The sequence below is a fragment of the Vibrio viridaestus genome (assembly GCF_003856525.1).
Lineage (GTDB): Bacteria > Pseudomonadota > Gammaproteobacteria > Enterobacterales > Vibrionaceae > Vibrio > Vibrio viridaestus.
The window spans coordinates 186559-212529 of the sequence record NZ_RJVQ01000006.1 but is presented as its reverse complement, the minus strand read 5'-3'; the positions used below and the strand labels follow the sequence as shown (position 1 = coordinate 212529).

The following is a 25971-nucleotide window of genomic DNA, read 5'->3' as shown; positions in this document are numbered from 1 at the left end:
ACTGAACTCCCTTTCTAATGTACTCATCAATGAAGCGAACTATTTATTTTGTTTGAGAAAGGCTGGAACGTCTTTGATGCTATCAAGAACTGCGTTGGCAATCGACTCACCTTTATCCGTAACAGGCTTACCGGTACGGACCAAAATTTTTGTCCCAACACCAGCGGCTTCAGCTGCCATGAGGTCTTCTGCTTTATCACCTACCATCACTGAATTAGCCATATCAATTTTTAGAAAATCTCGCGCAGAAATAAACATACCCGGTTTCGGCTTGCGACAATCGCAATCTTGCTTATACTCTCCCACACCAAACTCTGGGTGGTGTGGACAATAATAAAAACCATCAAATTCAACGCCATTATCGATGAAATTCCAGTCCATCCACTGTGTCAAAGAAAGAAAGCGGTCTTCACTAAAAAGCCCTCTGGCAATACCTGCCTGATTTGTTACCAAAACCAATAAATATCCCATTTCCTTTAACAACTTTGTTGCTTCGAAAACACCATCGATAAACTCAAATTCGTGCTCATCATGAACATAGCCATGATCAACATTAATAACGCCATCTCGGTCTAAAAATACTGCTGGTTTTGACAAAATAAGACTCTCTGTTTCGGGTTTGAGCAAATTATTACACGCTTTATTTCTTTCATCACTATCTAATTACAAATCATTTAGTGAAATTACAGGTTTTAGACGTCTAGACGTAAACATTTCTGTTGACACCAAAGCCTTGAACCCATAGCATCCTCTACAGTTTTTAATGAATTGAGACATATTCATCTAATATTCCCTGCTTAGGTCGTGTCTAATGATTGAAATTAATCAAGTGAACAAAGTGTTTTATCAAGGTGATAAGGAAATTAACGCCTTGAAAGACATTAATTTAACGATTCAACAAGGAACCATTTTCGGCGTTATAGGATCATCAGGTGCAGGGAAAAGTACTCTGATCCGTTGTGTTAACATGCTTGAAGCGCCTACATCTGGTTCTGTCGTGGTTGACGGTGTTGACCTGACGAAACTCAGCTCAAAAAAGTTATCAGAAGCAAGACGCAATATTGGAATGATTTTTCAACATTTCAATCTCTTGTCTTCTCGAACTGTCTATGAAAATGTGGCATTGCCTCTGGAATTAGCAAACAAGACCAAATCTCACATTGAACGAAAGGTAAACGAGTTACTTGATCTGGTAGGCTTATCAGATAAGAAGCAAAGCTATCCTTCTAATCTGAGTGGTGGACAGAAACAACGTGTCGCGATAGCACGTGCGTTAGCTTGTGATCCAAAAGTTTTGCTGTGTGATGAAGCGACCAGTGCTCTGGATCCTGCAACGACACATTCGATTTTAAAGCTTCTCAAAGAGATTAATCGTAAGCTGAATATTACGATTTTGCTGATTACTCACGAAATGGATGTTGTCAAAAATATTTGTCATGAAGTGGCGATTATTGGTGGTGGCGAGCTAGTCGAAAATGGCACAGTTGGAGAGATTTTTGCTCACCCTAAAACGGAACTGGCGCACCAGTTTATCCGCTCAACGCTGGACCTTTCAATACCAGAAGACTTTGCCGAAAGACTGCACCCCAACCGAGTTGAAGGAAGCCATCCACTACTGCGTCTAGAGTTTACAGGTGCAACGGTAAATGCACCATTGGCATCACAGATATCAAGAAAATTTAATGTGGATATTAATATCCTTAGTTCAGATATTGATTACGCTGGTGGCGTTAAATTCGGTATGTTGCTGGCCGAGATGTTTGGCACAGAAACAGATGACGAATCAGCCATTCAATATTTGATCGATCACCACGTAAAAGTAGAGGTACTAGGTTATGTCATTTGATGTAATTGCAGACTGGATTAGCCAGAATAGCAGTCTAATCTTTGGCGCAACTTGGCAAACTTTATACATGGTTGCTGTGTCTGGACTAGTTGGTTTCGCGGTCGGTATTCCTCTTGGCGTGATTCTGCATGTCACGAAAAAAGGTGGATTGGCTGAAAATACCAAAGTAAACCAAATATTGGGCGCCATTGTTAATATCGGTCGTTCAATTCCTTTTCTCGTCTTGATGGTTGCAATCATCCCAGTGACAAAACTGATTGTAGGTACCTTCATTGGTACGACTGCTGCAATCGTTCCTTTAACTATTGGAGCGATCCCATTTGTGGCCCGCCTCATTGAAGGAGCACTACTCGAAGTTCCATCTGGCCTGGTTGAAGCAGCGCAATCGATGGGCGCGAGACCATTACAAATAATAACAAAAGTACTGTTACCAGAAGCGTTACCCACTATTCTTAACTCAGTAACAATCACGCTAGTGACTTTAGTGAGTTATTCGGCAATGGCGGGCACAGTTGGTGGCGGTGGCCTTGGAGACGTTGCTATCCGATATGGATTCTATCGTTACGATATTATCGTGATGGCAGTAACGGTTGTGATGCTCATCGTTCTAGTACAAATAATTCAGTCAATCGGTGACGCTATCGTGCGCCGTGTTGACCACAGATAAAAATAATTCTTTCTAAGGAGACCAAACATGAAATTAAGCCTTAAAGGTTTACTGACTATAGCCGCAGCAGCATCTGCTTTAGTGCTGGCTGGTTGTGGTGATAAAACAGCAGAATCACACAAAATTAAACTTGGTGTTATGGCTGGTGCAGAAGCACAGGTTGCTGAAGTTGCTAAGAAAGTAGCAAAAGAAAAATACAACCTTGATGTAGAGCTAGTAACATTTACTGACTACGTAACACCTAATGCGGCTTTAGATGATGGTTCTATCGACATCAACGCATTCCAGCATAAGCCATACCTTGACGCGCAAATTGCAGACCGCGGTTATAAACTGGCAGTAGCTGGCAACACATTTGTTTACCCTATTGCAGGCTACTCAAAAACCATCAAGTCAGTTGACGAACTGCAAGATGGTGATCGTATTTCTCTACCAAACGATCCAACTAACCTAGGCCGCTCACTTCTATTGCTAGAAAAACAAGGTCTAATTAAGTTGAAAGAAGGCGCTGGCCTTAAAGCAACTGTACAGGATATCGTTGAAAACCCGAAAAACCTTCAACTACTTGAGCTAGATGCAGCGCAGTTACCTCGTTCTCTTGACGACGTTTCAATTGCTATCATCAACAACACATTTGCTAGCCAGTTAGATCTTAGCCCAGATAAAGACGGCATTTTCGTTGAAGATAAAGACTCTCCTTACGTAAACCTTATCGTTGCTCGTCAGGACAATGTTGATTCAGAAAATGTGAAAAACTTTGTGAAAGCTTATCAAACAGATGAAGTTTACAAAGCTGCTTACGATATTTTCAAAGGTAGTATCGTTAAAGGTTGGTAATAACCTTCTTCCTTTAAGCATTCTTTAATACAAAGGCCAGCACGAGTGCTGGCCTTTTTCATTTCTTTACAATTTCAAATAATCCCAAGAAAGGTTAGAAACAATACGGCACGTATCGCATTTGAAATGAAAAATATCGTGAAGAGGTTCAGGTAAATACCATTCGCCTCCGCATTTTGGACAACGACGACTTTTCTGCTCATCTAATGACACACCACCTACCTGATACTGGTAGTAGTATGTAGGAATTTTTGTGAGGTATTCTATTCGTCCCCGTAAATCCCACCCTCGTCTAAACAGATCACTATTGACGTTAGATATTTCATTTACCGCGGCATACTCCGCCTTGCAGCCACCCGCCATCTGTAGCTCATCACATGCCTGCCATTCAGTCTGCCACTTAATAACGGCTTTGTGGTCGCCATTTAGTGTTGCCGGATTACGATACAATGGGATCGGCATTAAGGTAGTTCCATCTCTCAAAGGAGAACAGGTGTGGACGTACGTGGTGTACAATATTTGCCATTCTGGTCGGGTATCTTCAGCCGTTTGTTCTGAATTTAAGTCCTGACCAAGAACCTTGACTTTGGGAGCCAAAACAGCCGCTTCGGTTAAGCGATTTAGACACACTTTCACGTAATCAGAGTGATTCGCGGGATGTAAACTGTTTTTCTCAGCGCATACAGCTCGAACGAAGAACTCCCCTTCACCGACAATCACTGGAAATTCACGTCCCAAAACTTGTCCATTGTAGCGTAGCGCTTCCATCAACCCGTTGATAGCGCGCTCAACTGCAGTAAAGGTAGTATTATCGAAACACTCAAACTTTAATTCAACAACATACATAGTTATACAACTGGCTCTAATTTTTCAATAAACTCAACCAAAGATCCCGCCAATACTTGGCGTTGATTGGTACCCAGTCTTTCTTTAACGACTTTTCCCGTGAGATTGCATACTGAGATCACGTGATCCTCAGAATCAATGCCTGCAATAAAAATAGTCGGCTTGAGCCTTAGACGCTTTTGTGTGACAAGGTGACCAATAATATTTTCTTGTAGACGTTTAAAATCGTCATCATTCCAAACTTGAATCAGGCTTAATTCTTCACCTTCATACTCTGCAGTCATATCACCGCTGTAAAACGAGCCAAAAAATTCATGAATATCAGAATGAATGCCTAAATCCATCGCATGCTCAATATTTGATAAATCAACTAATTCCTGGCGCTCAACCGGCCGCCATAGTACCGCATCCTGATTACGTTCGATCACGCACTCCGACGGCCAATCGGTCAATTCACGGTCAGCAGGATCACATTCATGCTTTTGCTGGAATGCCGTGACGTACCTTTTGCCAAAGTCACTCAATGCGTCTTTAACGGATAGAATCATTGTGATCTCCAATTAAATTAAGCGAATGTCCCTTGTTTAATGACACACGCCTCTGGATTGCGTAAAATTCGCGGTATTCTAAACGAAATTCACCCGGAATATGAGTAAATATTCGAATTCAAAAGAGCTGGAAGGACTTACTTTAGGTAAGTACACGGAGTATTCGACGTCTTATGACGCTTCGTTACTTCAACCAGTACCACGTAAATTGAACCGCGATGATATCAATGTTACCGAACCACTTCCGTTCCTTGGTAGCGATGTATGGACGCTATACGAACTTTCGTGGTTAAACAGTAAAGGATTGCCTCAGGTTGCTGTCGGCTATGTCACAATCCCTGCGACCAGTGCGAACCTTATTGAGTCTAAGTCATTCAAACTGTACCTCAATAGCTTCAACCAAACCAAATTTGCAAGCTGGGAAGAAGTTCACGACACGCTTGTAACCGATCTTTCAAACTGCGCAGGTGAAGCGGTATCGGTCGAAATTCATTCTGTTGATGACTTTACACATCAACGAATAGTCTCAATGGAAGGCACATGTCTTGACGATCAAGATATCGAAGTAAATCACTATCAGTTTGATGACACTTTGCTGAGAAACTCGACCGTTGATATTAATGTTCAGGAAACGGTTCATAGTCACCTGTTGAAGTCCAACTGCCTAATCACCAACCAGCCAGACTGGGGTAGCGTTGAGATTACTTATGAGGGTAAAAAGATTAACCATGAGGCGCTGCTGCGTTATATTGTTTCATTCCGTGAACACAATGAATTTCATGAGCAATGTGTCGAACGTATATTTACCGATATCATGCGGTACTGTAGCCCAGAAAAACTGACCGTCTATGCTCGTTATACTCGTCGTGGTGGTTTGGATATAAACCCGTTCCGTTCAACTGAATCAGCTACACCATCAAACTGGCTGAGAATGGCGCGACAATAATAAGAACAATGGAGTAATAATGTTCGATCGTCTGTGGAGAAGTTTTATCATTTTAGCTCTTACTTTGACCTCCTGTTCACTTTGGGCAGAAGGCTATGTATCGAGCACACTTAATGAAGCCAATGTATTGGTCGAAATTTCTCCGCAGCAAGCTCGCGATCTCATCGAAAAATACCTCACTGAAAGAAAGCTGGCTGAAGCGTCTGAAAAAACGCCATCTAATGTGGCAAGGGGAGAAAATGACGCACGTATAAGAACGCCAGCATCAACCGTTGAAGCTCTACAGATACTCGCGGATGCCGAATTCAAACTAGGCAATCATGATAGTGCATTTAAGTACATTGCTCAGGCCAAGAAACTAGCTAAAACAAATAGCCTTGCCATTCTAGAACTCGACATTGCGTTACAATCCGCTCAACTGCAATGGGAAATGACAGGTGATGCATCTGAAGCTAGGGCACAACTGAGATTTCTGTCCTCCCTGATTGAAAACCTCAAAAATGCCAAGCCTCTTACGCAAGGCATTCAATACCATATTCTCATGCTAAGAGCACAAATAGCATCACAAGAAAATGAAAATGAATTGGCAGTAATGCTGTTTACTCAGGCAAAGCCATATGTTGATAAAAGTGCCTCACCAAAAAATAAAATTGATTATCACCTAGCGGTCGGCACACATTATTTGCAACACCGGAATTACAACCTAGCACTTTCAGAATTGTTAATTGCCTACTGGAGCGCGGTTGAAACCAACTCGAGTGCGCAACTGGCTAAAGCGAACACTCTGTTGGCAAGACTATTTGAAAACCGACATGTTTACGATCAAGCGCTAATATACTTATCTCAAGCTGCTGATTTTTATGATAATTACGAAAATTCACCTGTCCTTGCTACGATTCTCAATCAAATGGGAAACATCTATTTCCGGCAAGGGCGTTACAATCTTGCTCTCGTGCATTACCTGAACGTTTTAGACCACCAGAAAGTCGATCAGAACTTAGCTCAGTTTATTGCTGTTCGTATCAATTTGGCCGCGACTTACATACAGCTATACAATTATCCGGTTGCTGAAGATTATCTCGATTTAGCTACCTCATTACTAGCAGATACCAATCTAACAGCGCTAAAAGCGCAGGCTGCATTACTTGAAGCAAGACTCGACTATCATCAAAGCCTGTTAGATAAGAGTGAGAGCAAAGTGTCTTCTGCTCTTATGTTAGCCAAACGCGCCTCTGACCATCAAACAGAGCTAGAAAGTTACTTATTGCTCAGTCATATTTACGAGCAGAAAAAGGATTTCAAAAACGCTCTTGATTACGAACGTAAATACAATGCACTGGCTAAAGCACAACAAATCACGTTAAATCAAATTAGCGAAGATGCCTTTAACCAACAAAAAGAGTTTGTTGAGCAAACCCTACATCTCGTGGGTCAAGAAAAGAAACTTAAGAAGAAAGAGACAGACTATAACAAACTTGAGTCCATAACTTATGTTTTGTTTACGATTGCCTTTATCTTCTTTCTGATTATTTTGCGCCGAGGAGTCAAAATTCATCGTCAGAATGCTGAAATAGATCAGATAAACGAGCATCTTTTTACCCACTCGCGATCTCAACTGAGTAACCTGAGGATGCTGAGTGCAAATCTTCCTAACTCACTGAGAAAAAGTAGCCGAACCTATGAGCAATGGCACATTGGCGAACTCATTCACGAGCCACTCAATGATCGACTGCGCTTTGCCATGATTGATATCCCATTTTTACGTAATATGTATCTAGAGTATGGGTTCACGGCGGGAATGGAATTAGAACTGGCCTTTGGTGAATATCTGAAAAGTAAACTCGGTAATAACACTCGTTTATTCCATTTTACCGATGCAAATCTACTGTATGTTGAGAATAACCTTGATCGTGATGCCCCCCCACAAGAGTTGTTCGATAAGATAAAGCTGTGGATTGATGAATTCCAGCCAAGCCGTTCGCTCAATCGGATTATTCGTATGGGGATTGCTGACTATCCTTTTCTACCTAAAGCTTATACGACAATAAACGATAAAGAATTATTGGATATTCTGTTAATGGCAACCAGTGTCTCGCGAGACTTAAGTATTCAGGACAAAACCAGTCACTGGGTTCATCTTAAAGCCATAGATAACGCTCCAGCCGCAAGCTTTGCATCCAATAATATTCGTCGAGCATGCAAACAAGCGATTAATCAGGGTCTCATTAAGGTACATTCATCTCACAGTAATGACGACATCATCAAAAAACTGCTAAAGAACGACTAATTGACGCCGATATATTGACGTAAGCACGTGACGTGCGTCTTAAATTTGATATTATTGATAAAATAGTTAATTCCTTAATCAATTTGGTCAATCGTTGGTCTCGAATGGGTGTCAGTCAAAATTTTATCGATGAATTGTCTCAACTTAAGCAACAACTTGCTAAAGTTCGTTTGACACATCAAGAGACATCGTTCAGATTTAAACGAGAACAACAAATTCTTAAGAGGCTCGTCACTTCTCTAGCCACTGCCTGTATGAGCGGTGCAGACGAACAAATGAAAAAACAACTTCTGGACGTTAAGAGCGCTCTGACCGTTCAGACAGAGGTGACAGCTTTGCTGCCTAAAATAGCAAAGTTAGAGAGTACTTTAATGCAGCAGACGTTGACTATGGATAAACAAGAATCAAGCCTTGCCCCAGAATTAAGACAAGGTGGAGAGATGTTATTGCGTCTCCCGGGTTTACCAGCAAAACTAAAACGTGACTTACGAGATCTTCTGAGTTTTCCCAAACAGGAAAGTAAATCGGGAGATCATGCATTTCGCCTGCTTAGTCTGTACGAGCGCTCAATTAAAATCATCGCTTCAAATCCCAACTTATCTGAATATGAACGCTCTCATTCCAACGAGCAGGAACTTTTGGATAAGCTTTCATCAGAGTTGCAAACCCTTATTACCGAGCTTGATTTTGAAGGTGAATATGGCGAGCGCCTCTACGATATCAGGGCTAAATTACTCGTCGGTGTGAACTCCCAAGAATTATTAGATCTCACTTTAGAAATTCTTCGCTTAGTGGTTAGTGGAACAGAACACGAACGTAAAGCTTCAGAAAAATTTCTAAAAGAAATGAACGGGTCACTTTCTACTCAGTTAAAAACCAGTTCTCAAAATATCGACCAAGCACAGAATAATTCCGCCAATCGTGAAGAAATGTTCGGTGAAATGACGACATTGATTTCACGGAGCCAAAATGCCGTTGCAGATGGCGTTGAGTTAGAGTCTCTGAAAGGAAAAGTCAATCCGATGCTATCGGAGCTTGCTTTGGTTTTAGAACGCCTCGCTGATGCCGAGCATCGTGAGCGAGCACTCATTGAGCGAATGGAACATCAGAAAGCACAGATCAAAGCTCTGCACAACAATACTGAGGATTATAAAAAACGCCTAGAAGAACAATCGGCACGCTTACAACAAGATCCGATGACCAAAGTCTATAATCGCAGTGCGTTCCATCTTAAATTGGAACACGAATATCACCGTTGGATTAAGAATCAACATTCACTGCGCATTGTGCTTTTTGATATTGATAACTTTAAACTTCTCAATGATCAATTTGGCTATACAGCCGGAGATAAGGCGCTAAAAATAATCGCTCGTACAATCAAAATGAATGTCTCTACTGAAGCCGTCATAGCTCGCTTTGGCGGAGAAGAATTTATCCTCATGCTATCGGAATCAGATGAGGCGCAATCGAAGAAAGCGATAGAGACAGTTCAGGACAAAGTTTCGAAACTTCCTTTTAAATTTAAAAACAAAAGCATCCGAATTACCCTATCCGGTGCAAGCACTCAATTCATCGAAAATGACACTCCAGAAGAAATTCTCGATCGGGTTGGTCGCTATCTAACTGACATCAAAGCGTCAGGACCCAATCAATTACTTTGGAAGTAAGTGGTTACATTTTAACCAAACGGTCAATCCACATCTAGCGTTCCTAGAGAGTATAGGTAATACTTTCAGATACCCTATCCAACTTTTTAACTAATTAGTTACTGATAAATCAGAAAGTTAGTTTCCATCAGTTACATGCCTCGAACGGCACGATAGACTAGTGCTAACGTTCCTAGCATAAAAAGATCTCTTAAAAAGGGAGGCACCATGATTACACATATCAATCCGACTGGAAGTATGGATTTGCTTTCTCAATTGGAAGTAGAACGTCTAAAAAAAACGGCTTCAAGCGGAGATCTCTACGAACTTTATCGTAATTGTACTCTGGCGGTGCTCAACTCCGGCAGCCATACAGACAACTCGAAAGAGCTTCTCGACAAGTACCAATCCTTTGACGTAAACGTGCTTAGACGTGAACGTGGTATGAAGCTAGAGTTAATTAACCCACCAGAACATGCTTTTGTCGATGGCGAGATCATCAAAGGTATTCAGGAACATTTATTTTCTGTTTTAAGAGATATCGTCTACGTCAATATGCATCTGGCTAGCACTCAAAGAATGGACTTGTGTGACTCAGCACATATCACGAACTTAGTATTCAGTATTTTGCGTAATGCTGGCACCCTAATTCCGGGCTTAACTCCAAATATGGTCGTTTGCTGGGGTGGCCACTCAATCAATCCAGTCGAATACCAATATACCCGCCAAGTCGGTAATGAACTCGGACTACGGGAACTTAATATTTGTACGGGTTGTGGACCAGGAGCGATGGAAGGCCCAATGAAAGGCGCGGCAATTGGCCATGCCAAACAACGCTACAAAGACGCTCGTTATATCGGTTTAACTGAACCATCCATAATTGCAGCCGAGCCACCAAATCCAATTGTCAACGAACTCATTATCATGCCTGATATTGAAAAGCGTCTCGAAGGCTTTGTGCGTTTTGCTCATGGAATTATTATTTTCCCTGGCGGACCAGGAACGGCTGAGGAGTTACTGTATATTCTTGGTATCATGATGCACCCAGAAAACGCGTCTCAACCGATGCCTATCGTATTAACAGGTCCCAAAGCAAGTGAAGCGTACTTCCGGTCATTGGATAAATTCATTGCAGAAACGCTGGGCGAGCAGGCACAAAAGCACTATCAGATCGTAATCGACGATCCAGCTAAAGTGGCGAGAATTATGAAAGACGCCATGCCAGAGGTTCGTCAACACCGTAAAGACAATGGCGATGCATACAGTTTTAACTGGTCACTAAAAATCGATCCATCATTTCAGCTACCATTTGAACCGACTCATAAAGCAATGGCAGCATTGGATTTACACCATAACCAGGCACCTGAAGAGTTGGCTTCGAACTTACGTAAAGCTTTCTCTGGTATTGTTGCTGGTAACGTCAAAGCAGAAGGTATCCGTGAAATAGAAAAACACGGCCCATTCTTACTGGATGGTGATAAAGCGCTAATGAAAAAAATGGATAAATTGCTACGTGACTTTGTGGAGCAAAACAGAATGAAATTACCCGGTGGTCATGCCTATGAACCTTGCTATCGTATTATGTAAGGTAGTAATTCATTTCAGTTAATTTACAATAGGGGCTTCGGCCTCTATTTTTTTATTATTATGTCTATACACCTTGTCATTATTGATGCTTTAAACCTCATTCGTCGTGTGCATTCCGCGCAACCCGACCCCAATGACATAGAAAGAACAATTTCTACCACAAAAAGAACGCTGACAAGAATTATTGAAGAATCCCAGCCGACACATATCATTGCCGTCTTTGATCATTCTGAACAAGACAGGGGTTGGCGGGCAGAGCTTATCCCTGAATATAAGCAGGGGCGCAAACCCATGCCCGTTCCGTTACAAAATGGTATGGATGCAATCCAACAAGCATGGTGGGATTTGGGAATCGATTCGCTGTTATCCAGTGGCGACGAAGCCGATGATTTAGTGGCAACTCTGGCAGTAAAAGTAGCGTCACATAATGAAAGAGTTACCATTATTTCCACTGACAAAGGATACTGTCAACTTCTACTACCGAACCTACAGATTCGTGATTATTTTCAGCACCGATGGCTTGATGCTCCTTTTATCGCAGAGGAATTTGGCGTAACACCTAAGCAGTTACCCGATTTTTGGGGAATCACAGGTTTAAGTTCAAGTCAGGTAACGGGTGTGCCAGGAATGGGTCCAAAAGCAGCAAAAGACCTTATTAGCCAATACGGTTCACTTGAACAAGCATTGTCGGCAGAAGATCTACCAACAAAATACAAAAACAAAATGGTGGGAAATGAACATCTGGCCTTACAGTGCAAACAAGTGGCAACATTAAAAACAGATATCGAACTGGGGTTTAATCTTCAAGATATTCGTTATCAGCCTCAGAGACAAGAACAATAAAAAAAGGAAGCCTCTGCTTCCTTTTCTATCCCATCAACGCGGCGAAATATTTGAGAGACATTGAACATGTACCGTGATTTCTTCACGATCATGGTATAAATGCTTTGCCTGAAGTTTGAATTTCACATTGTTCTCTTTGAGAAATACTTTCAGGTTTTCAATATCTTGCAATACTTCGTCGTAGCGACCTTTCATGGGCAGCTTGAGGTTAAAAATAGTCTCTTTTGCCCAACCGCTGATTAGCCATTCCCCCATTAACTGAGCCACTCTTGATGGCTTTTCAATCATGTCACAGACTAACCAAGTCACATTTTTACGCGGTGGCTCAAACTTAAAACCATCAACCAGATGGTGTTTTACTTGCCCCGTATCCATCAAGCTATCGGCCATCTGACCATTATCAATCGCATGAACGAACATCGAGCGTTTCACCAGTTGATAAGTCCATCCTCCCGGACAAGCACCTAAATCCACCCCCCACATACCTGGAGCAAGCCTCTCATCCCACTCATGACGGGGAATAAAAACATGGAATGCTTCTTCCAGCTTGAGCGTTGAACGACTTGGAGCATCGGCAGGAAACTTGAGTCTTGGGATACCCATAAAAAAGGCAGAGTTGTTCGTTGTATATGAAAAACCAACAAAACAGTGTCCTGGTTTAGTAAAGCACACGTGCATCACGGGCTTTTTAGCATTGTCTTTATCGAATAGAAAACCCTTACCACGCATCGCTTGTCTTAGCGGCACAGTAAATTTCCGGCAGAACTTAAGTAATTCTTTCGCTTCATTGGTATCAGGAGTTTCGACACGCAGATCACCACATCGAGGAAACTCATCTGACTCAGCAAGCGATTCTAGTATAGGGCTGATACGATCTTGAACAGGTAGATCAGCGCATTCCACTAATACCGCAAACATTTGTCTTGCAAAGATTAAGGTATTGAATTCAAGTTCTTTGATTAATCGATGGGCATCACCATCCTGATAGCACTCAAAAACAACAAATCCAGTGTTGGATTTAAGCCGTGGAAAACCATAAACCTCTACGCGTGCAGCCCTGTCCTGAATTTCACCGGCGCACTCTTTTTCAAAACCGGGACGACAATAGAGCATTAACTGTTTCACTGACTTACCTCTTTCATTTTAAATGACGCAATTAGCAACATCATCCATCCTATAATAAAGAACAGACCACCTAACGGTGTAATGGGTCCAAACCATTTAACTCCAGTCAAAGCCAGTAAATAGAGGCTTCCACTAAAACAAAGGATGCCGATGGTAAAACAAATCCCTGCGCGTTTAAAATACTTTTGCGCCAAATCAGCAGTCTTAAGATGTAACATCATTAAACTTACCAGAATAAGCGCAATTGAATGAATGAATTGATAATGCACTCCAGTCTGAAATACATCTAATAAATAAGGAGATAAGACCTTCTTTAATCCATGAGCAGCAAACGCACCCAATATAACGCCGGTACCAGCAAAAAATGCGCCTAATCCCAAAAATCGTCTATGCATCATAAGTCTCCTTGATAAATTGCGCTAAATAACTAGCGGCACTTTCTAAGTTCCCCATTTCCGTCGCACCGGAAGATTTACGTGGTTTAAAACTATGATCACCATCAGCTATAAACTCAACGCGAATGGAAGTAGACAGACTGAATTGCTCAAATTCCTCTCTTTTACCGAAAGTATCCCTCTCTCCTTGCAATATTAAACATGGCTTTTCAAATTGAGCCAGATGCTCGCCTTTAAACTTTTCAGGCTTACCCGGCGGATGAAACGGATATCCCAGGCAAGCAACGCCCTTTACCAGATCATCTTGTTCAAGAAGCGATGCCATTCGCCCTCCCATTGACTTTCCACCAATGATAATAGGCTGGTCATTGGCGTATTCCTTGATAATCTGTTGATACGCTTCCAATAGCTTTGGTGCACGGTCGGGTGGGCGCTTTTTGTTAAGTTCTTTTTGCTGCTCCATATATGGAAAATCAAAACGAATTACACAGATCTGATGTTTCTCAAGCTCCGATGCGATTGTTTCCATAAAAGGATGATCCATTCCGGCACCAGCACCGTGGGCAAAAATAAATTTAGGCCACTCAGGCAAACCATTAATGATGATGTTCTTCATCGAGCATTTCCTCTTGTTCTTGCTTAGCTCTGGCAATCATCCAATCTCGAAATGTTGCGACACGACCCAAGTCGGCTTGTTTTTCATGACATACGACATAGAAGGCGTTGTCGGTCATTAATACTTTATCAAAAGGCGCAACCAAACGTCCGGAGGCAATCTCTGGCTGGGCGAGAACATTGTTACCCAGCGCGATGCCCTGGCCATGAGCTGCCGCCTGTAACACCATCGTAGAATGACTAAAAATGGGGCCGTGGTTCACATTCACATTGCCGATTCCATTTTCCTTTACAAACTGTTTCCACTCTTGCCTTGATGTATCGTGTAATAACGTATGTTTAGCAAGATCACTTAGTGAAGTGATAGGCTTATCTCCTTCTAAAAGTTGCGGAGAGCATAATGGAATTAAAAATTCCTGATAAAGCTTATCAGCACGAAGCCCCGGCCAATTCCCTTTACCATAGTAAATGGCCACATCCACATCTTCGACTAATGAACCTTCATCTTTATCAACTGCTTTTATGCGAACATCGATATCAGGTTGCTGTCGATTAAAATCCGCCAGTCGAGGAACGAGCCACTGAATAGCAAAACTTGGAGGTAAACTGATGGTGAGAGCCCCCTTCTCACTTCGTTCTAGAAGTTTATCTGTCGCTTCCTGAATAGATGAAAAGATATCTTTCATATCTGAAAAATAATTTTGTCCTTCTTCAGTTAGCAATAAGGAGCGATTTCTTCTTCGAAATAACTTTAATCCAAGAAATTCTTCTAAGGTCTTTATTTGGTGACTGACGGCAGCCTGAGTAACGAACAACTCCTCTGCAGCCCTTGTAAAACTGAGGTGCCGTGCAGCAGACTCAAATACACGCAGAGAATTTAATGGGGGCAGCCTTTTTACCATTTTTAATCACTCCAATTTGGCTATTAGTTTTTCTTATGTGAAACATTATAAATTATCCATTGCTGAGGTGCGATAAAAATTCTATATTCTCGCCCGCAAAACAGGCCTTAACAGTTTGATTCTCCTTAGAATCATCGAGTCTTGTGTTGCGATGTTGTGTTTGCAAACTCGTATTTCGAGTTCGGTAGGAAACTACCAAAACTTTTTGCGCAGAAAACCTGCACAAATCTATACTTCCTGTATTTTATTTTTTGACCTGTCTGTCAAATTTCGACACCGCCTGATTAGGCGGTGTTTTTTTATGTGTGGCAAAAACAAAAAAACCGCAACATCATGTTACGGTTCTTGGTTAAAGTTCAGACGCGTATTATGGTCTATAAACCTTCACATTCTGATAGCCCTGTTCTTTGAGATACAACGCTTGCAGACGACTCATCACTCCGCGCTCACAATACAGTAAGTACGTTTTCGACTGGTCGAGGTCACCAAACTTAGTTGATAGTTTGTAGAACGGGATGTGTAGCACTTCGACACTATCAATATCCAAAGGATTATGCTCTTCTTCTTCAGGGCCACGCACATCAAGCACGATAGCGTCAGATTGAACTGCATCTACCAATTCGACTTCAGGTGCTTCCTGCTCGCTTTCTTTGGCTATCTCGCGGATATCCATTTGGCGAGCGTTAAACACAACCTGATCAATAATAGAGAAGTCGAAGTTCAGCTCTTCCGCTTCAAGCTTTTCTTTTATCGCTTTGACGGTTGGTTTCTTGGAAATCACACCGCAGTATTCAGGCATCGTTTTTGCGAAGTCTTCCGTACCAATTTCGCGAGCCAAGTTGATGATGTCTTCTTTGTCCCAGTTGATTAATGGACGAAGAATCAGTCTGTCGGTTACACCATCAATATGACGTAGGTTGGTCAATGTTTGACTGGAAACCTGTCCCAACGCTTCACCTGTAACCAAAGCCTGAATGTCAAATTTCTCTGCAATCATACCGGCTGCGCGCATAAACATCCGTTTAAGTACAACCCCCATCTGACCGTCATCGACTTTTTCTAAAATCTCAGCGACAACAGGTTCAAAATCGACAGAAATAAAACGCACTTTTGCAGATGAGCCGTATTTGTTCCACAAGTAATAAGCGACCTGTTTAACGCCGATCTCATGGGCTGGACCACCAAGATTGAAGAAACAGTAATGAACTTTAGAACCGCGTTTAATGTGCAAATAACTGGATACACCTGAGTCAAATCCACCAGAAATTAGGCTCAGTACATCTTCTTGGGTACCCAATGGAAAACCGCCTAATCCTTTGTGACGTGCGATCACCTGATTAAGAATTTCATCTGAAACCTCAATATTGACGGTTACATCTGGATTGTTTAGCTTCACTTTTGCTGACTCAACCGCCTGATTCAAACCGCCACCGACATAGCGTTCAAGCTCTATCGACGTGAAATCATGCTTACCACGACGTTTTGCTCGAACCACAAAGGTCTTACCTACGATTTTCTCGCGACTAAGTTCAAGCACCTGCTCATAGATATCGTGCATATCTGTGAACTCAGACTGCTTCACTTCCAGAACATGATGAATACCAGGCGTTTGAGTCAAAATTTCTAACGTTTCCTGATAGTAGTCCGCTGAAGGAGACGTAACTTCGATATGATCACGACGGTTAAACACCGCGACAGACTGCGTTCTTCTCTTAATAATATTGCGAATATTGCACTCAAGAATTCGCGTAAAACGCTTACGCACTGATTCACTTTTAACAAAGATTTCTGGATGTGGCTTAACAATAAATTTCATAGGTCTATTCGCAATATTACTAGGGAGTTATTCAGCACTAAGGCAAGTTATAAGCTTGATAAAGCGCAACACAATAAAGGCGCAATATTATACACGAGATCTAAAGTGTGAGGAAAGTCTATAAAAAAGGGAAAGACAAGATCTTTCCCTTTTGCGGATTATGTAGTCCAAACGTTACGGCGTTACAGAACGAACCTCATCGCTGTAAATAGGCTTACCTTGGAGGATACTGATCTCAACACGGCGATTTAACGCTCGGCCCTGAGGAGTTTCATTGGTAGCAACTGGCTCGGTATCTGCCATACCACGAACTTCGAGCCGATTATGGTCAAAGCCGGGAACACTTTCCATTTCCTGAGCAACCGAGACGGCACGCTGAGCAGAAAGATCCCATTTAGACCGGTACAACTCAGAGTCGAGTGGTTGGTTATCAGTATGCCCAGAAATACGGATAATCCCCGGTACATCTTTCACCAATTCAGTTATTTGCCGCACGAGTGGACGGAACTTAGGTTGTAGAAATGCCGAACCTCTAGGGAATGCACCTTTCTCTCTGATCCTGATTACAATCTCCTGCCCCAAATTCTCTACTTCAATCGCGCCCTGATCTATCTCGCGCTTAAGTGCCTTTTTAATGGTCTCCATCACGGTTTCCATTTCTTCACTCATCGCTTCGGACTGCTGCTTTTGTGGCTGATCAGATTCAGAGTTCTGATTGTCTTCCGTTGATTCTTCCGGTGATTGACCTCCGGTTAAATCCCCCACTTCCCTTTGAGTACCACCCGCTCGGTCAGATTCGCCTTCCTGGAACTCTAGCGTCTGCTGAGTAATATCAATCGTTTGTTGCATGATGACATCAATCGGTGTGGGCTCAGGGCGTCCAGGTCTAAACTCCTGAGCAATAACACTGGTCCCTTTGGGTATGTCTTTCACTTCGAGTCTGTTTTGCACACCGAAAGCGAATTTCATAGAACCGGCAATTTGTTTGAACTTAAGAACGTCCATCTCAGAGAAAGAAAGCAACAGTACAAAGAAGCACATAAGCAGTGCCATAAGGTCTGAGAAGGTCCCCATCCACATCGGAAGACCGGGAGGGGGACATTTACACTTTTCATCATCCATCGTTCATATCCCAGTCAAGTTTATTCTTTATCGACGTCCAAAGCTCGCTTACCTTCGTTAAGGTAATTTTTCAGATAACCATCAATTACCCTAGGGTTCTGTCCATCCTGAATCGCTAGAACACCGTCCATAATCAGCCGACGGTTAAGCGTTTCCTGTTCCCTACGCAAAGAAAGCTTATCGGCTAAAGGGAAACAAATCATGTTCGAAATCATGGCACCATAAAGTGTCGTCAACAATGCAACCGCCATTGCAGGACCGATAGATTTTGGGTCATCCATGTTAGAAAGCATAGCAACCAATCCAACCAGAGTACCAATCATCCCCATCGCAGGAGCCACGTCACCAAATGCTCTAAATACAGCCGTACCAAATTCATGGCGTTCGTCAGTAAGAGAAATGTCTTTTTGTAGTGCCGCACGGACGACATCAGCATCATGACCATCCACGAGCAAGTCGATGCCTTTTTGCATGAAGTTATTACTGATTTCCATCTCTTCGAGAGCTAGGAAACCACCTTTACGAGCAGCATCCGCCATTTCAACGATTTTTGCGATGAGATCTTCAGGCTCTTCACTTTTGAACATAAAGGCCTTTACCGCAATTTTCGCCGAACCAAAAAACTGACCCATGGTAAATTTCATCATAACCACGAAAGCAGAACCTGCGACAACGATCAATATTGATACGACGTCGATAAACATGGAGATATTACCGCCCAGCACCATCGCCATAACGACCATAGCCATGCCACCTAATAACCCAACTAGCGTTGCTATATCCACGAAGTACTCCTCATGTTCAAATCATTCCCCTTTACGCCACTATCTCATTATCGGCATAACAAAAATATCTTTAATTAAATTGTTGGATCACATCACATAACTTCTCAATAAGTTTATACTTATTCGTCCAAGAAAATCACATTACATTTCATTTTTAGTAGAATATAGTGAACATAGTTCCTCTAGAATGCTGTCAGTTAAATTTGACCATCCCTTTCCCCTAGGGTAACTTTCCAACAAACTTTTATATCGATACGCGTTATGGCAAGCAAAAAACCTGAAAATATGTCTTACGAGGCAACTGTTGAAGAGCTCGATTCCTTGGTTAATCAACTCGAGACGGGAGATCTATCTCTAGATGAAGCTCTGAATAAATTTGAACGGGGTATAGCTCTGGCAAGAGCTGGACAAGCGAAGCTATCTGAAGCAGAACAGAGAGTTCAAATTCTGATGAGCAATAGTGATGATGCTCCTTTGGCTGATTTTGTTGTTCCGACAACAGAGCAAGGCTCGGAGTCTGAATAGGCTATGGAAAACCTCGTACAGTTTCAGGAAAGAAATAATCAACAATTGGATCATTGGCTAGATACACTTCCTCATCAAAATCAGTCTCTTATTCAGGCAATGCGCTACGGACTTCTTTTAGGTGGGAAACGAGCTAGACCTTACTTGGTTTATATCACGGGACAAATGTTGGGATGCGATGTGAGTGATTTGGATACGCCAGCATCAGCAATCGAATGTATTCATGCTTATTCACTCATCCACGATGACCTGCCAGCGATGGATGACGACGAGTTACGCCGTGGCCACCAAACTTGCCATATAAAATTTGATGAAGCGACGGCTGTTTTAACTGGCGATGCCTTACAGACGCTTGCTTTCACTATCCTTTCCGAAGGAACTTTGTCGGCTGAAGGCGAAACAAAACGAATTGAAATGATCAAAGCGCTGGCTTCTGCGTCAGGAGCAAATGGTATGTGCCTTGGTCAGGCACTTGATCTGGAAGCAGAAAATCAGCAGGTTAGCCTCGAACAATTAGAAGAGATTCATCGAAACAAGACTGGCGCGCTCATAAGTTGTGCAATCAAGTTAGGTGCATTCGCTGCCGGGGAGAAAGGCGTCGCGGTTTTGCCTCAGCTTGATTCATTTTCTCGAGCAATAGGTTTAGCGTTTCAGGTACAAGATGATATCCTAGACATCATTAGTGACACTGAAACCCTTGGTAAGCCACAGGGTTCAGATTGTAAGCTGAATAAAAGTACGTATCCTCTGTTGTTAGGATTAGACGGTGCACAAAATAAAGCTCAGGCACTCCTAGAGGAGGCACTTAAAGCACTGGAATCCATTCCTTACAACACAGAATCACTCGAACAATTCGCCCGATATGTCGTCGAGCGCAAGAACTAATAAGATAATTAGCGCCAAATTATGACCCTTGATATTTCAAAGTATCCAACACTGGCTCTGGCAAATACACCAGATGAGCTAAGATCCTTACCAAAGGAAGCCTTACCTAAGCTCTGTGATGAGTTACGTACTTATCTGCTCAACTCAGTTAGTCAGTCAAGTGGACATTTAGCATCGGGACTTGGAGCAGTGGAGCTCACCGTTGCCCTTCATTACGTCTACAACACCCCATTTGATCGCTTGATCTGGGATGTTGGTCACCAGGCTTATCCTCATAAAATTCTGACGGGTCGTCGTGAAAAAATGGCAACGATCAGACAGAAAGATGGTTTGCACCCGTTCCCCTGGAGAGAAGAAAGTGAGTACGACACATTGTCGGTCGGACACTCATCTACATCAATCAGTGCGGCTTTAGGCATGGCTGTCGCAGCAGGGAAAGAAGGCAAGTCTCGCCGAGTCGTGGGGGTAATAGGAGATGGCGCAATTACTGCGGGAATGGCGTTTGAAGCGATGAATCACGCAGGTGATATTCACCCCGACATGCTCATTATTCTCAACGATAATGAGATGTCTATTTCTGAAAACGTTGGCGCGTTAAACAACCACCTTGCACAACTTCTTTCTGGGAATTTTTATACCTCTATTCGCGAAGGGGGCAAAAAAGTTCTATCTGGGATTCCTCCAATTAAAGAATTAGTGAAGAAGACCGAAGAGCATCTAAAAGGAATGGTTGTTCCGGGTACAATGTTCGAAGAGCTTGGTTTTAACTACATTGGACCCGTTGATGGTCATGATGTGGTTGAATTAGTCAAAACACTGAAAAACATGCGTGAACTCAAAGGCCCGCAGTTTCTTCATATCATGACGAAAAAGGGAAAAGGTCACGCTCCGGCAGAAAAAGATCCTATCGGTTATCACGCCGTACCTAAGTTTGACCCTAGCCATGGCACGCTTCCCAAAGCAACGAGTTCTAAGCCAACATTTTCTAAGATCTTTGGCGAATTTCTGTGTGATATGGCGAAAGTTGACCCCAAACTAATGGCGATTACTCCAGCCATGAGAGAAGGGTCTGGTATGGTGAAATTCTCCAAAGAGTTTCCCCAACAGTATTTTGATGTAGCTATCGCAGAGCAGCATGCGGTCACACTGGCGAGCGGTATGGCGATTGGTGGATACCATCCCATCGTAGCCATCTATTCGACATTTTTGCAACGCGGTTACGACCAATTGATCCATGATGTTGCCATTATGGATTTACCTGTGATGTTTGCCATTGACCGAGCTGGGTTAGTCGGTGCTGATGGACAGACGCACCAGGGTGCATTTGATCTGAGCTTTTTGCGCTGTGTACCTAATCTGGTTGTCATGGCACCGAGTGATGAAAATGAATGTCGTCAGATGCTTTACACGGGTCATCAACATCAAGGTCCAAGCGCCGTGCGTTACCCGAGAGGAAGCGGAATTGGTGTTGTTCCCGAAACCGAATTTACGGCGTTGCCTATCGGTAAAGGCCGTATCATTAGAACTGGGAAAAAAGTCGCAATACTGAGTTTTGGTACACTTCTACCGAATGCGTTAGAAGCGGCTGAAGAACTTAATGCAACTGTCGCCGATATGCGTTTTGTTAAACCTCTCGATGAAGCTCTAATCCAAGAGTTGGCAAAAGAGCACGATCTCATCGTAACCATAGAAGAAAATGCAATTGCTGGTGGCGCAGGCTCTGCTGTCGTTGAGTTTATGATGAAAGCTAAGTGCATTAAGCCAGTGCTGAACCTAGGCTTACCGGATCAGTTCATTCATCAGGGAACGCAACAAGAACTGCATGAAGAACTGGGGCTGGATGGCAAAGGCATTCTTCAAGCCATAAAAAGTTATTAAGAAAAAATCCCCGGCTGGGGATTTTTTATATCTTCCATTGAAATTCTTCAAATAAATTCTGCCAGGTCTCATCAAACCCTGCCGCTATCGTTACGTTTTCACCAGTCATCGGATGAACAAATGACAGCTCACTGGCATGCAATAACAAGCGATGACAATCATAGTACTCACGGAAAAGTCGGTTATGCTTACCGTCACCATGAGTCGTATCGCCAATAATAGGATGACTTAAATGATGCATATGCCGTCTTAGCTGATGTTTACGCCCTGTTTTAGGTTTCATTTCTATCAGCGAGTAACGCGATGTTGGAAAGCGTCCGGTCGACAATGGAACTTCCACCTTCGCCAAAGGGCGATATCCTGTTATAGCTGATTGTGCTTCTTTATTTTGCTTGGCAAACTTATCGGCAATCTTATCCAGTTCTTCTTTTAGCGGATAATCGAGTATATCGGCCTGCTCAATCCATCCTCTAACCACAGCGTGATAGACTTTCTCCATCGCATGCTCGGCAAACATTGGCATCATTTTCGATGCGTACTCACTCGATAAAGCAAAAATCAATACACCCGATGTCGGTCTGTCTAAACGGTGCAACGGAAAGACATGCTGACCAATCTGATCACGCAGTGTTTGCATAACAAACTCGGTCTCATGTTTGTCTAGCCACGAGCGGTGTACTAACATTCCAGCCGGTTTATTAACGGCAATAATATAGGGATCCTGATAAACAATCTCTAACACGATGAACTGGCTCCATCAATTTCTTCCAATACAACTAACACTGCGCTCATGTCACGATTATCTTTCCAACACTCAGAAAAATAAGGTGCTACTGCAAAACCTTTTGGTACAGAACGGTTATCGATAGCTACAAACATCTTAGGAATAAATATCCACTGTAACCACTGATGAGGAGCAAGCGTATCCATCGCGAATGGCGTTGTGCTGAGTAGCTTTTCCTTGTCTGGAGGAGATTGCTCCCACAGGCCAATAGCAATTAACTCATCCCTTAAATTATGTAATAAATCTCGAATATGGGTAGAATATTGGCTGGTCATGCGCTAATTTCGACTCCGGACTTGAAAATGGCGCTTAGAATACCATTTATTTACGACATACTCAGAGAAACTGTTATTCAAATGAACAAAATCACGACACTCACAGAGCTTCTTAACCAAAGTGGCTGCCAATATGTAATTTTTGATCTTAGCCGTCGGGTCACTCAAATTGAAAACAGTGATTTTTCTCGAATAGAAGCGGGTCATGCTCCCTATCCAGCTCCGATGCAGCGCAAGGCTCATTTGGCTATTGCATACTGGAATGAGCAGAAAGAACCGTGGATATGGTTTCTCAAATTTGATTTAGATGAACGTGGCTTGATCAAGGCAAGTGATATTGGTCAGTTTCTAAAATACGTCGTTGAAGCAATGGGTTCTCGTCTCACGGAAACACTGAGTGAAGATCAACAGGAAAAGCTCGCAAACAACCCCTATACCTTTAAACCCGCGGAAGAAAGGCTTGCCGTCTTTCATAGCATTCTACGAGCAGATCTTAACATCGCCTGCAGCCAATACTATGAACACGCACAGCACTATCTCAAAGGTGGGCCAGGCTGGGACAATTGGCAAACTGTTGGCTTACAAGGTATGGCAGACGTATGTGCCAGACTCAATCAAGAACACAATTCCGTTCATGTAAAAAAGGCCTTACGCCATATTCCAGAAACACCGAAATACGCCTTGCTTGGAGTTTTAGAACATATAGAAATACCGGATTCTTTGGCGGAGACTATCTATGATTTGTTCGAAAAAGAACTCGCTAAACAAGAGATTGATATTTTCATGCTCGCAGCCTATCTTCGCTCGCTTGCCGGAGCAAAAGAACAATGGCTAAACCAAGCAACAAGTCAGGTTCTCGATAACCAGGATTTATGCCATCAGGAAATGTTGATTGCAATTGCAGGAAGAAGCTTTTCTGCGTTACGTGATCCTATACTCGCACAGCAATTTCTCATCCGATTGGCGCAAACTAAGCAACAAGCATTCTTCAATCAACTGTTCGCTGACTTGGTGATGCAACCTCAGCTTAGACATGTCTTTTTAACGCTGTTGCATTCCGATGCTACCGATGAGTTACGTTTAGCTCTAACCGCCCTTCAGCAAGCAGCAAAAGGTTAAAATACATGACTGCACTCATCTGGATTCTTTTGCTCAGTTTGTTTTGTTATCTTTTTTGGCAACAGAGTAAACAGAACGAAGTGGCCAGACGCCAAATTGGAATAAAGTGTGAGTCTTTAGGTTTGCAGGTAATCAGTGTTGCCAGAGCTGGACACAGATTCAAACGCGGTGATCAATGGTTTTGGCACACACGCTATCAATTTGAATTTTCTTCGACAGGCGACGATTGCTATACGGGCTATTTGGATATGGTAGGCTTTAGAGCGCAGTCGTTCTGGATTCCACCACATCGCATGTAAATGTGTATACGTTTTTACGACGCTGACTACTCTTAAATCCTAATTTACTCAACAACTTAGTAGCGGCTAGATTTTGTTCCTGGACAGTCGCTGTTATTTCTGTGAGAGAAAAACGGGAACACACGTTAGGAATGTAAGATTTGAGAGTTTCGTAGGCGTATCCACGACCCCAGTACGCTTTATCAAAAATAAACAGTAGATCACCAATCCCTTTACTTAAGGACAGCTGGATATGGCCGATGTACTCACGATTGTAGTTATCGACAACAGCCATAGCAAAAGTATCCGTAGATTCTAAAAGGCTATGGAATAGGTCTCGCGCACTTGCAACAGTTAGCGGTCCATCGAGGAAGGTTCTGTTTTTAGTGCAGCAATTTAGCATTAAGAAATTTGACTCAAACAATTCCGTATACGGAAGCATCAAAGCCCTTTTCGTTGCAATTGTCACAAACAATCCTTGTTTTGCTGATAGCAAATAGTGGGTATAAAAATCGGCGCAAGTGTAACTCCAGAATCGAACTGAGAAAACCTCTATTTCACTAGAAAATGTCTCAAAACCGATAAAGGAAAACCCCGCTACCGAAGCGGTAACGGGGTCTGGTCTTAAAGTGCAGCAATCCAGCTACAATTTTTGCGTCCTGCCTGTCTGTCATGTATTTTTATGCGTTGAAATCCATCAACTTCTTCTTCCGAGCATCGCTATCCTAGCGGTGTCCTCTCTTCCATGACGCTGAAATCCATTCAGCTCGCATCACTTGATCCTTGAGCGGTTTCCTTGACATCATCCTGATGTTGGTCCTTCAACTCTCTGTCCAGAGAGTATAAATCCTGTTTTAGAAGCCGTTTCCCTTCGACACGATCAATTTATCCTCTTTGAGATTTTACGCAACCAGAACGAAATATTGATAAAACCTTCACAATAAAAAATCAGGAACAATAATTATAAATATCAAATATATATGATAATTTTAGTTGCATTTTTAGCCAGCAAAAAGCATGTATATCTTACACATTATGTAAGATATATCTTACAAGCTAGCTGGCGCTTTTGTTACTCGTCATTTGTGATTAAAATAGGCGCTAAGTACATGAGGGAAATATATGTCAGCTCTAGATATTACAAAAGACTTAGAATCTATTATTAATCAGTTAGTTAGTGAAGGAAAAGAGCCAACAACTGCGCTTATCAAAGCTCGATTGGCAACGCCAGCTCCGATTCCCGCTATCATTTCGGCTCTAAAAATATGGAAATCATCGAACCGAGTACCTAAAGTCGAGGTAAACCGTTCATCAGGGCCAAGCACTGAGCAAAGAATTGCTGGACTTGAATCTCAGGTAAGTGAACTGCTTGCCCGTGTTAACCAACTCGAAAAATTAATAGAGAAACAGTAGT

General features: G+C 42.5%; 27 protein-coding genes. 14 read left to right on the top strand and 13 right to left on the bottom strand.

Annotated elements, in window-relative coordinates; genetic code table 11:
• Positions 1 to 39: 39 nt before the first annotated feature.
• Positions 40 to 597, bottom strand: a complete 558-nt coding sequence (gmhB, locus tag EES38_RS14780; protein ID WP_124937984.1) for a D-glycero-beta-D-manno-heptose 1,7-bisphosphate 7-phosphatase — start codon at positions 595 to 597, stop codon at positions 40 to 42.
• A gap of 214 nt (positions 598 to 811) precedes the next feature.
• Here gmhB and metN point away from each other — a divergent pair, with 214 nt between their 5' ends.
• The 3 genes from metN to EES38_RS14765 are packed head-to-tail and all read left to right on the top strand — an operon-like array spanning position 812 to position 3350.
• Entirely contained in the window at positions 812 to 1846 is a 1035-nt protein-coding gene (gene metN / locus EES38_RS14775; protein ID WP_124937983.1) for a methionine ABC transporter ATP-binding protein MetN, read from the top strand.
• Complete coding sequence (locus EES38_RS14770) at positions 1836 to 2513, top strand: methionine ABC transporter permease (RefSeq protein ID WP_124937982.1); 678 nt, start codon at positions 1836 to 1838, stop codon at positions 2511 to 2513. Before metN ends, EES38_RS14770 begins: the two co-directional genes overlap by 11 nt.
• Positions 2514 to 2540: 27 nt before the next feature.
• Entirely contained in the window at positions 2541 to 3350 is an 810-nt protein-coding gene (locus EES38_RS14765) for a MetQ/NlpA family lipoprotein (RefSeq protein WP_124937981.1), read from the top strand.
• Positions 3351 to 3416: 66 nt separating this feature from the next.
• Here EES38_RS14765 and EES38_RS14760 read toward each other — a convergent pair whose 3' ends face one another.
• Positions 3417 to 4196, bottom strand: a complete 780-nt coding sequence (locus EES38_RS14760; protein WP_124937980.1) for a Zn-ribbon-containing protein — start codon at positions 4194 to 4196, stop codon at positions 3417 to 3419.
• Positions 4197 to 4198: 2 nt separating this feature from the next.
• Positions 4199 to 4744 carry a SecY-interacting protein gene (gene syd, locus EES38_RS14755; protein ID WP_124937979.1) on the bottom strand — a complete coding sequence of 182 codons (546 nt, stop codon included), beginning with the start codon at positions 4742 to 4744 and terminating at the stop codon, positions 4199 to 4201.
• A 100-nt stretch (positions 4745 to 4844) separates the two neighbouring features.
• On the opposite strand from syd, the gene queF reads away from it, so the two are divergent.
• The 5 genes from queF (at position 4845) to xni (ending at position 12053) form a co-directional block, all read left to right on the top strand.
• Positions 4845 to 5690, top strand: coding sequence for an NADPH-dependent 7-cyano-7-deazaguanine reductase QueF (queF, locus tag EES38_RS14750; protein ID WP_124937978.1), 846 nt, complete (start codon positions 4845 to 4847; stop codon positions 5688 to 5690).
• A 19-nt stretch (positions 5691 to 5709) separates the two neighbouring features.
• Positions 5710 to 7977, top strand: coding sequence for a tetratricopeptide repeat protein (locus EES38_RS14745; protein WP_124937977.1), 2268 nt, complete (start codon positions 5710 to 5712; stop codon positions 7975 to 7977).
• A 104-nt stretch (positions 7978 to 8081) separates the two neighbouring features.
• Positions 8082 to 9644 carry a GGDEF domain-containing protein gene (locus tag EES38_RS14740; protein ID WP_124938046.1) on the top strand — a complete coding sequence of 521 codons (1563 nt, stop codon included), beginning with the start codon at positions 8082 to 8084 and terminating at the stop codon, positions 9642 to 9644.
• Positions 9645 to 9851: 207 nt separating this feature from the next.
• Positions 9852 to 11210 carry a nucleotide 5'-monophosphate nucleosidase PpnN gene (ppnN, locus tag EES38_RS14735; RefSeq protein WP_124937976.1) on the top strand — a complete coding sequence of 453 codons (1359 nt, stop codon included), beginning with the start codon at positions 9852 to 9854 and terminating at the stop codon, positions 11208 to 11210.
• Positions 11211 to 11270: 60 nt separating this feature from the next.
• Positions 11271 to 12053 carry a flap endonuclease Xni gene (gene xni, locus EES38_RS14730; RefSeq protein WP_124937975.1) on the top strand — a complete coding sequence of 261 codons (783 nt, stop codon included), beginning with the start codon at positions 11271 to 11273 and terminating at the stop codon, positions 12051 to 12053.
• A 33-nt stretch (positions 12054 to 12086) separates the two neighbouring features.
• Here xni and rlmM read toward each other — a convergent pair whose 3' ends face one another.
• The 7 genes from rlmM to pomA form a co-directional block, all read right to left on the bottom strand.
• A complete protein-coding gene (gene rlmM / locus EES38_RS14725; RefSeq protein ID WP_124937974.1) occupies positions 12087 to 13178 on the bottom strand; it encodes a 23S rRNA (cytidine(2498)-2'-O)-methyltransferase RlmM in 1092 nt (363 codons plus the stop codon).
• Positions 13175 to 13576 carry a DUF423 domain-containing protein gene (locus EES38_RS14720; RefSeq protein ID WP_124937973.1) on the bottom strand — a complete coding sequence of 134 codons (402 nt, stop codon included), beginning with the start codon at positions 13574 to 13576 and terminating at the stop codon, positions 13175 to 13177. The genes rlmM and EES38_RS14720 overlap by 4 nt, the downstream gene beginning before the upstream one ends.
• Positions 13566 to 14189 carry an alpha/beta fold hydrolase gene (locus tag EES38_RS14715; RefSeq protein ID WP_124937972.1) on the bottom strand — a complete coding sequence of 208 codons (624 nt, stop codon included), beginning with the start codon at positions 14187 to 14189 and terminating at the stop codon, positions 13566 to 13568. The genes EES38_RS14720 and EES38_RS14715 overlap by 11 nt, the downstream gene beginning before the upstream one ends.
• Positions 14170 to 15090 carry a transcriptional regulator GcvA gene (locus EES38_RS14710; protein WP_124937971.1) on the bottom strand — a complete coding sequence of 307 codons (921 nt, stop codon included), beginning with the start codon at positions 15088 to 15090 and terminating at the stop codon, positions 14170 to 14172. Before EES38_RS14710 ends, EES38_RS14715 begins: the two co-directional genes overlap by 20 nt.
• Before the next feature lie 367 nt (positions 15091 to 15457).
• The gene (gene thiI, locus EES38_RS14705; RefSeq protein WP_124937970.1) at positions 15458 to 16906 is read right to left on the bottom strand and encodes a tRNA uracil 4-sulfurtransferase ThiI; all 1449 of its coding nucleotides are present in this window, start codon (positions 16904 to 16906) and stop codon (positions 15458 to 15460) included.
• Positions 16907 to 17080: 174 nt separating this feature from the next.
• Complete coding sequence (locus tag EES38_RS14700) at positions 17081 to 18028, bottom strand: flagellar motor protein MotB (protein ID WP_124937969.1); 948 nt, start codon at positions 18026 to 18028, stop codon at positions 17081 to 17083.
• A gap of 20 nt (positions 18029 to 18048) precedes the next feature.
• Positions 18049 to 18813: a flagellar motor protein PomA gene (gene pomA, locus EES38_RS14695; protein ID WP_124937968.1), complete on the bottom strand. Its 765-nt coding sequence runs from the start codon at positions 18811 to 18813 to the stop codon at positions 18049 to 18051.
• A 261-nt stretch (positions 18814 to 19074) separates the two neighbouring features.
• Between pomA and xseB the strand changes: the two genes are divergently transcribed.
• From xseB to dxs, 3 genes are read left to right on the top strand one after another with little or no spacing between them, the layout of a single operon-like run.
• On the top strand, positions 19075 to 19338 hold the full coding sequence (xseB, locus tag EES38_RS14690; protein WP_124937967.1) for an exodeoxyribonuclease VII small subunit: 264 nt from the start codon (positions 19075 to 19077) through the stop codon (positions 19336 to 19338).
• Between the two features lie 3 nt (positions 19339 to 19341).
• Positions 19342 to 20223: a (2E,6E)-farnesyl diphosphate synthase gene (ispA, locus tag EES38_RS14685; RefSeq protein WP_124937966.1), complete on the top strand. Its 882-nt coding sequence runs from the start codon at positions 19342 to 19344 to the stop codon at positions 20221 to 20223.
• Between the two features lie 21 nt (positions 20224 to 20244).
• On the top strand, positions 20245 to 22101 hold the full coding sequence (dxs, locus tag EES38_RS14680) for a 1-deoxy-D-xylulose-5-phosphate synthase (protein WP_124937965.1): 1857 nt from the start codon (positions 20245 to 20247) through the stop codon (positions 22099 to 22101).
• Positions 22102 to 22126: 25 nt separating this feature from the next.
• On the opposite strand, the gene truC is transcribed toward dxs, so the two are convergent.
• Both truC and EES38_RS14670 read right to left on the bottom strand, forming a co-directional pair.
• On the bottom strand, positions 22127 to 22843 hold the full coding sequence (truC, locus tag EES38_RS14675; RefSeq protein ID WP_124937964.1) for a tRNA pseudouridine(65) synthase TruC: 717 nt from the start codon (positions 22841 to 22843) through the stop codon (positions 22127 to 22129).
• Positions 22837 to 23160, bottom strand: coding sequence for a YqcC family protein (locus EES38_RS14670; RefSeq protein WP_124937963.1), 324 nt, complete (start codon positions 23158 to 23160; stop codon positions 22837 to 22839). Before EES38_RS14670 ends, truC begins: the two co-directional genes overlap by 7 nt.
• Positions 23161 to 23241: 81 nt before the next feature.
• Here EES38_RS14670 and EES38_RS14665 point away from each other — a divergent pair, with 81 nt between their 5' ends.
• Both EES38_RS14665 and EES38_RS14660 read left to right on the top strand, forming a co-directional pair.
• Positions 23242 to 24279 (top strand): DUF3549 family protein, encoded by a 1038-nt coding sequence (locus EES38_RS14665; RefSeq protein WP_124938045.1) that lies wholly within the window; start codon positions 23242 to 23244, stop codon positions 24277 to 24279.
• Between the two features lie 5 nt (positions 24280 to 24284).
• The gene (locus EES38_RS14660; protein ID WP_124937962.1) at positions 24285 to 24578 is read left to right on the top strand and encodes a DUF3301 domain-containing protein; all 294 of its coding nucleotides are present in this window, start codon (positions 24285 to 24287) and stop codon (positions 24576 to 24578) included.
• Here EES38_RS14660 and EES38_RS14655 read toward each other — a convergent pair.
• Entirely contained in the window at positions 24538 to 25026 is a 489-nt protein-coding gene (locus tag EES38_RS14655; protein ID WP_124937961.1) for a GNAT family N-acetyltransferase, read from the bottom strand. The two genes, EES38_RS14660 and EES38_RS14655, sit on opposite strands and share 41 nt — an antisense overlap.
• A 653-nt stretch (positions 25027 to 25679) precedes the next feature.
• On the opposite strand from EES38_RS14655, the gene EES38_RS14650 reads away from it, so the two are divergent.
• On the top strand, positions 25680 to 25970 hold the full coding sequence (locus EES38_RS14650; protein ID WP_124937960.1) for a hypothetical protein: 291 nt from the start codon (positions 25680 to 25682) through the stop codon (positions 25968 to 25970).
• Position 25971 lies beyond the last annotated feature (1 nt).

What these genes read in the sequence shown, in the direction of transcription:
- queF (WP_124937978.1), top strand. Translation starts at nt 4,845, where the DNA reads ATGAGTAAATATTCGAATTCAAAAGAGCTGGAAGGACTTACTTTAGGT.
- EES38_RS14760 (WP_124937980.1), bottom strand. Translation starts at nt 4,196, where the DNA reads ATGTATGTTGTTGAATTAAAGTTTGAGTGTTTCGATAATACTACCTTT.
- EES38_RS14670 (WP_124937963.1), bottom strand. Translation starts at nt 23,160, where the DNA reads ATGACCAGCCAATATTCTACCCATATTCGAGATTTATTACATAATTTA.
- EES38_RS14720 (WP_124937973.1), bottom strand. Translation starts at nt 13,576, where the DNA reads ATGATGCATAGACGATTTTTGGGATTAGGCGCATTTTTTGCTGGTACC.
- ppnN (WP_124937976.1), top strand. Translation starts at nt 9,852, where the DNA reads ATGATTACACATATCAATCCGACTGGAAGTATGGATTTGCTTTCTCAA.
- EES38_RS14765 (WP_124937981.1), top strand. Translation starts at nt 2,541, where the DNA reads ATGAAATTAAGCCTTAAAGGTTTACTGACTATAGCCGCAGCAGCATCT.
- ispA (WP_124937966.1), top strand. Translation starts at nt 19,342, where the DNA reads ATGGAAAACCTCGTACAGTTTCAGGAAAGAAATAATCAACAATTGGAT.
- EES38_RS14700 (WP_124937969.1), bottom strand. Translation starts at nt 18,028, where the DNA reads ATGGATGATGAAAAGTGTAAATGTCCCCCTCCCGGTCTTCCGATGTGG.
- EES38_RS14770 (WP_124937982.1), top strand. Translation starts at nt 1,836, where the DNA reads ATGTCATTTGATGTAATTGCAGACTGGATTAGCCAGAATAGCAGTCTA.
- xseB (WP_124937967.1), top strand. Translation starts at nt 19,075, where the DNA reads ATGGCAAGCAAAAAACCTGAAAATATGTCTTACGAGGCAACTGTTGAA.
- EES38_RS14710 (WP_124937971.1), bottom strand. Translation starts at nt 15,090, where the DNA reads ATGGTAAAAAGGCTGCCCCCATTAAATTCTCTGCGTGTATTTGAGTCT.
- EES38_RS14745 (WP_124937977.1), top strand. Translation starts at nt 5,710, where the DNA reads ATGTTCGATCGTCTGTGGAGAAGTTTTATCATTTTAGCTCTTACTTTG.
- EES38_RS14740 (WP_124938046.1), top strand. Translation starts at nt 8,082, where the DNA reads ATGGGTGTCAGTCAAAATTTTATCGATGAATTGTCTCAACTTAAGCAA.
- EES38_RS14660 (WP_124937962.1), top strand. Translation starts at nt 24,285, where the DNA reads ATGACTGCACTCATCTGGATTCTTTTGCTCAGTTTGTTTTGTTATCTT.
- metN (WP_124937983.1), top strand. Translation starts at nt 812, where the DNA reads ATGATTGAAATTAATCAAGTGAACAAAGTGTTTTATCAAGGTGATAAG.
- EES38_RS14715 (WP_124937972.1), bottom strand. Translation starts at nt 14,189, where the DNA reads ATGAAGAACATCATCATTAATGGTTTGCCTGAGTGGCCTAAATTTATT.
- EES38_RS14665 (WP_124938045.1), top strand. Translation starts at nt 23,242, where the DNA reads ATGAACAAAATCACGACACTCACAGAGCTTCTTAACCAAAGTGGCTGC.
- xni (WP_124937975.1), top strand. Translation starts at nt 11,271, where the DNA reads ATGTCTATACACCTTGTCATTATTGATGCTTTAAACCTCATTCGTCGT.
- dxs (WP_124937965.1), top strand. Translation starts at nt 20,245, where the DNA reads ATGACCCTTGATATTTCAAAGTATCCAACACTGGCTCTGGCAAATACA.
- thiI (WP_124937970.1), bottom strand. Translation starts at nt 16,906, where the DNA reads ATGAAATTTATTGTTAAGCCACATCCAGAAATCTTTGTTAAAAGTGAA.
- syd (WP_124937979.1), bottom strand. Translation starts at nt 4,744, where the DNA reads ATGATTCTATCCGTTAAAGACGCATTGAGTGACTTTGGCAAAAGGTAC.
- EES38_RS14650 (WP_124937960.1), top strand. Translation starts at nt 25,680, where the DNA reads ATGTCAGCTCTAGATATTACAAAAGACTTAGAATCTATTATTAATCAG.